2 protein-coding genes are annotated in these 1,511 nt (G+C 75.6%); both read right to left on the minus strand.

Annotated features, from left to right (window positions below; translation table 11 throughout):
* On the minus strand, positions 1–745 hold a 745-nt coding region (locus tag ACYVE9_RS26325; protein ID WP_461030398.1), incomplete at its 3' end, for a bifunctional transcriptional activator/DNA repair enzyme AdaA.
* 33 nt (positions 746–778) lie between these two features.
* Positions 779–1,511: MFS transporter (locus ACYVE9_RS26330; RefSeq protein WP_461030399.1), on the minus strand; the 733-nt coding region annotated here is incomplete at its 5' end.

The raw sequence follows: 1,511 nt of genomic DNA on the forward strand, positions 1-1,511 counted from the left end.
CGCGCACCTCAGCGACGGCGTGGCCGTGCGGCAGGGCGAGCGTCCGGCGGTAGCGCCGCTCCCCCGGCGGCCCGGTGACCTCCTCGACGCCCTCGACGGCGCGGCGGCCCAGGAAGTCGAAGAGGTGCCGCGCGTCGTACGGTTCCCGGCAGGCGAGCCGCAGCGCCACCCCGTCGCCTTCCACCGGCGGTCTGCGGTTGCCGCGCAGCTCGGTGGGTGAGCAGGCGTAGATCTGCCGCACGGTCTCGTTGAACTGCCGCACACTGGCGAAACCGGCCGCGAAGGCGATCTCGGTGACCGGCAGCCGGGTCGTCTGCAGCAGGACGCGGGCGCTGTGCGCCCGCCGACCGCGGGCCAGCGCCACCGGCCCGGCACCCAGTTCGGCGGTCAACTGGCGCTGCACCTGCCGGGCGCTGTAGCCGAGCCGCGCCGCGAGTCCGGCGACTCCCTCCCGGTCGACCACGCCGTCATCGATCATGCGCATCGCCCGGCCGACGGTGTCCGCCCGGACGTTCCACTCGGCCGATCCGGGCACCGTGTCGGGGCGGCAGCGGCGGCACGCCCGGAAACCGGCGCCCTGCGCGGCGGCAGCCGAACGGTAGAACCGCACGTTGACGCGCTTCGGGGTGACCGCAGGGCAGCTCGGCCGGCAGTAGATGCCGGTGGTGCGCACCGCGGTGAAGAACACCCCGTCGAACCGGGCGTCCCGGCTGCGCACCGCCTCGTACCTGCTCTCGTCGTCCATCACGTCTCCCAGTGTGCGCCGCCGCCGAGGCGTTCACTGGCGGATATCGGACACGGCGATCAGCAGGTAGGGCAGTGCGGCGACGGCGAAGAGGGCCGCCGGACCGGCGCCCAGCGACGAGCCGAGCGCGTAGGACACGAAGACCAGCACCGCGACGACCTCGGAGCCGACCCCGACCATCGAGGTGACCGTGGCCCGGGACCGGTCGGAGACCGCCGTCTGGAGGCGGGCGTCGGCCACGACCATGGCCCACTGGAAGCAGCCGAACGCCGCCGCGACCAACACCAGACCCGCCGGGTGACCGGACAGCGCCCCCACGGCCAGGCAGCCGGCGCCGACCCCCAGGACACGCCGGGCCAGGTGTGCGCCACGTCCCGTCAGCAGGCCGCCCGCGACGCAGCCGGCGGTGACGAGCAGGACCAGCAGCGGCACCGTGCCGGCGGCTACTCCGGTGTCACGGGCCAGCAGCGGCACGTACTCGTCGATGGCGGTCACGCCGGTGATCAGCGAGACCGTCAGGACGGCTCGCAGCGCCCGCGGCGACCCCCGCACCTCACCGAGCCCCGCCCGCAGCACCGCCCGGTACCCACGGGCCTCGCCACCCTGCTCAGCACCGGCACCCGGCCCCGCCTCCCCCTCCGGATCCGCCTTCGCGCCGCCGGCGGGAGCAGCGGAGGCGACCGGATCGACCGGATCGGCGGTGTCGGCGGGAGGACGTGGAGCGGCGCGGACGCGGTGGCCGGGGAGGGTGGCGCCGGTGAGGGCG

This window comes from Streptomyces sparsus (assembly GCF_054776295.1).